We start from the raw sequence: 4,633 nt of genomic DNA on the forward strand, positions 1-4,633 counted from the left end.
GCATTAGAGAAATATCTGCATTAGAGAAATATCTAAATAAGATTAAAGAATAATTTTGTGCATCCAATATTTGAGTGCGTAAAATTATTTTATCCGCAGTTAACATAATGCATCTTATCCAAAGCAGCACCCCAAACAAAAGACGGAATCCGGCCATATTCGGGCAAATTCCGTCTTTTTCCCTTCGGGAAATAATCAAAAAAAGGACTAAAATTGATAAGAACAATCTCTTATTTACTTCATCTTTCTTACGAATTCTATTTAATAGTCCATTTGACATTGGTATTATAAAAATTAATTTGGGTAAATACTAAATAAACAACTCATCCTAGCGTATCGCTAATAAAAGTTTTTTGTATCGCCTCTTCTAATTCTAATTGCTTCATCCTGGATTTTGCATATCTTTTAGTTACATTTATATCTTTATGACCAGCTAATTTTGAAACAATCTCCAAGCCTACGCCTTTATCTATAAGCTTTTGACAGAAAGTATGTCTTAATTTATGTGGATGAACATTATACTTCTTCAACATATATTGAATTGATCTTTCTGTTAGCCGCTCATTAGATCTTGAAGTAAATAAAGCTTCATCACTGTTAAACGAATCACAGTATTTATGAAGATATTCCTTAGCTTCTTCTGACAATGGAATAAATCTCTCTTCACCAGTTATTCCATTTTTAACGATTAACTGCTTTTTTATAAGATCAATATTCGACTTATTTAAAGAACATAATTCAGATACTCTAATACCTGTATGGAGCAATAAATAAACGATAGCTATATTTCTTCCATGCCCATCTTTTTTAACTTTTTGAAGCAGCTGATTGTACTCAAAAGATGTTAAAATTTCTAATTCTCCCTTTTTTTCTATAGGCATAACTTTAATATCTAAAATTATTTCTGGACGTCTCAAGAACTTAGCGAAGGTTCTAATAGAACCAAGTATTTTATCAATAGTTATTGGACTTTTCCCCTGCTGCTCTAAAAAAGAGAGATAATTTTGAACATCTTGCTGAGATATGTTCTCTAAATAAGTAGGATATTTGTAGAGCCAGTCTTGAAATTTTTTCATTTCACGTTGATAAGTAGTGACGGTGTTAACAGATTTGCCTTCTGTTTCAAGCCAGTCTGCAAATTGACTAATTACATTAGATTTTTGCACTTTATCACCCCTAAATTCAGACTTGGTACCTTACTTAATATCTTAAATCATAAAAAGAAAGAAGTAAACTTCCGCGATGAATTTCAAAAAAAAAGGGGATAGTAGCCTAACGACTACTATCCCCTTTTGGTGCCTGGCGACGTCCTACTCTCACAGGRGGAGAACCYCCAACTACCATCGGCGCTGAGAAGCTTAACTTCCGTGTTCGGTATGGGAACGGGTGTGACCTTCTCGCTATCGCCACCAGACTATGTAATTTTGAGAGTTATTCCCTCAAAACTAGATTATGTTGTAAGAAGAAAGAATGAGTAATCATTTATTAGTTAAGTCCTCGATCTATTAGTATTTGTCAGCTCCACGTGTCACCACGCTTCCACCTCAAACCTATCAACCTGATCATCTTTCAGGGATCTTACTAGCTTACGCTATGGGAAATCTCATCTTGAGGGGGGCTTCATGCTTAGATGCTTTCAGCACTTATCCCTTCCGCACATAGCTACCCAGCTATGCCTTTGGCAAGACAACTGGTACACCAGCGGTGCGTCCATCCCGGTCCTCTCGTACTAAGGACAGCTCCTCTCAAATTTCCTACGCCCACGACGGATAGGGACCGAACTGTCTCACGACGTTCTGAACCCAGCTCGCGTACCGCTTTAATGGGCGAACAGCCCAACCCTTGGGACCGACTACAGCCCCAGGATGCGATGAGCCGACATCGAGGTGCCAAACCTCCCCGTCGATGTGGACTCTTGGGGGAGATAAGCCTGTTATCCCCGGGGTAGCTTTTATCCGTTGAGCGATGGCCCTTCCATGCGGAACCACCGGATCACTAAGCCCGACTTTCGTCCCTGCTCGACTTGTAGGTCTCGCAGTCAAGCTCCCTTGTGCCTTTACACTCTACGAATGATTTCCAACCATTCTGAGGGAACCTTTGGGCGCCTCCGTTACTTTTTAGGAGGCGACCGCCCCAGTCAAACTGCCCACCTGACACTGTCTCCCACCCCGATAAGGGGTGCGGGTTAGAATGTCAATACAGCCAGGGTAGTATCCCACCAATGCCTCCACCGAAGCTGGCGCTCCGGCTTCCAAGGCTCCTACCTATCCTGTACAAGCTGTACCAAAATTCAATATCAGGCTACAGTAAAGCTCCACGGGGTCTTTCCGTCCTGTCGCGGGTAACCTGCATCTTCACAGGTACTATAATTTCACCGAGTCTCTCGTTGAGACAGTGCCCAGATCGTTACACCTTTCGTGCGGGTCGGAACTTACCCGACAAGGAATTTCGCTACCTTAGGACCGTTATAGTTACGGCCGCCGTTTACTGGGGCTTCAATTCAGAGCTTCGCGCGAACGCTAACCCCTCCTCTTAACCTTCCAGCACCGGGCAGGTGTCAGCCCCTATACTTCGCCTTACGGCTTCGCAGAGACCTGTGTTTTTGCTAAACAGTCGCCTGGGCCTATTCACTGCGGCTCTCTCGGGCTTGCACCCAAAAGAGCACCCCTTCTCCCGAAGTTACGGGGTCATTTTGCCGAGTTCCTTAACGAGAGTTCTCTCGCTCACCTTAGGATTCTCTCCTCGCCTACCTGTGTCGGTTTGCGGTACGGGCACCTTGAATCTCGCTAGAGGCTTTTCTTGGCAGTGTGGAATCAGGAACTTCGGTACTATATTTCCCTCGCCGTCACAGCTCCGCCTTCACGGTAATGGGATTTGCCTCATTACCAGCCTAACTGCTTGGACGTGCTAATCCAACAGCACGCTTACCCTATCCTCCTGCGTCCCCCCATCGCTCAAACGATTCATAAGGTGGTACAGGAATATCAACCTGTTGTCCATCGCCTACGCTCTTCAGCCTCGGCTTAGGTCCCGACTAACCCTGAGTGGACGAGCCTTCCTCAGGAAACCTTAGGCATTCGGTGGATGAGATTCTCACTCATCTTTCGCTACTCATACCGGCATTCTCACTTCTAAGCGCTCCACCAGTCCTTACGGTCTAGCTTCAACGCCCTTAGAACGCTCTCCTACCACTGACATCGTAGATGTCAATCCACAGCTTCGGTGATACGTTTAGCCCCGGTACATTTTCGGCGCAGAGTCACTCGACCAGTGAGCTATTACGCACTCTTTAAATGGTGGCTGCTTCTAAGCCAACATCCTGGTTGTCTAAGCAACTCCACATCCTTTTCCACTTAACGTATACTTTGGGACCTTAGCTGGTGGTCTGGGCTGTTTCCCTCTTGACTACGGATCTTATCACTCGCAGTCTGACTCCCAAGGATAAGTATTTGGCATTCGGAGTTTGTCTGAATTCGGTAACCCGATGGGGGCCCCTAGTCCAAACAGTGCTCTACCTCCAATACTCTTACCTTGAGGCTAGCCCTAAAGCTATTTCGGAGAGAACCAGCTATCTCCAAGTTCGATTGGAATTTCTCCGCTACCCACACCTCATCCCCGCACTTTTCAACGTGCGTGGGTTCGGGCCTCCATCCAGTGTTACCTGGACTTCACCCTGGACATGGGTAGATCACCTGGTTTCGGGTCTACGACCACATACTATTACGCCCTATTCAGACTCGCTTTCGCTGCGGCTCCGTCTCTTCAACTTAACCTCGCATGTAATCGTAACTCGCCGGTTCATTCTACAAAAGGCACGCTATCACCCATTAATGGGCTCTAACTACTTGTAGGCACACGGTTTCAGGATCTATTTCACTCCCCTTCCGGGGTGCTTTTCACCTTTCCCTCACGGTACTGGTTCACTATCGGTCACTAGGGAGTATTTAGCCTTGGGAGATGGTCCTCCCTGCTTCCGACGGGATTTCACGTGTCCCGCCGTACTCAGGATCCACTCAGGAGGGAACGAAGTTTCGACTACAGGGTTTTTACCTTCTATGACTGGCCTTTCCAGACCTATTCATCTACCCCGTTCCTTTGTAACTCCATGTAGAGTGTCCTACAACCCCAAGAGGCAAGCCTCTTGGTTTGGGCTAATCCCGTTTCGCTCGCCGCTACTCAGGGAATCGCGTTTGCTTTCTCTTCCTCCGGGTACTTAGATGTTTCAGTTCCCCGGGTCTGCCTTCTGTTACTCTATGTATTCAAGTAACGATACTATCCCATTACGGATAGTGGGTTCCCCCATTCGGAAATCTCCGGATCAAAGCTTACTTACAGCTCCCCGAAGCATATCGGTGTTAGTACCGTCCTTCATCGGCTCCTAGTGCCAAGGCATCCACCGTGCGCCCTTTCTAACTTAACTTATTCGGCTAAAGATAAACTTCGCATCTCTTCGTCAGCTCCCTCACTCCGCTCCTCACGTACTGTCGTACGCTCCGGTGCTCGTTTAGTCGCTTCCTCGACCTGCTCGTTTCTCTTTACCCTAAAATTCTACTAATAATAGAGAATCTAAGATGGCGATTACTCGGTTTCTTTCTTGGTTCTTACTATTCATAATCTAGTTTTCAAGGAACAA

At 45.6% G+C, this 4,633-nt stretch carries 1 protein-coding gene and 2 rRNA genes; all 3 read right to left on the reverse strand.

Annotation, left to right across the window (positions count from 1 at the left end; genetic code table 11):
- Positions 1-323 precede the first annotated feature (323 nt).
- Positions 324-1,166: a tyrosine-type recombinase/integrase gene (locus tag QD409_RS35090; protein WP_192486555.1), complete on the reverse strand. Its 843-nt coding sequence runs from the start codon at positions 1,164-1,166 to the stop codon at positions 324-326.
- A 131-nt stretch (positions 1,167-1,297) separates the two neighbouring features.
- Positions 1,298-1,414: ribosomal RNA gene (rrf, locus tag QD409_RS35095) — 5S ribosomal RNA — on the reverse strand.
- Positions 1,415-1,485: 71 nt separating this feature from the next.
- Positions 1,486-4,420: ribosomal RNA gene (locus QD409_RS35100) — 23S ribosomal RNA — on the reverse strand.
- Positions 4,421-4,633: the final 213 nt, after the last annotated feature.

This window comes from Rhizobium sp. BR 315, assembly GCF_050577975.1.
GTDB lineage: Bacteria > Pseudomonadota > Alphaproteobacteria > Rhizobiales > Rhizobiaceae > Rhizobium > Rhizobium miluonense.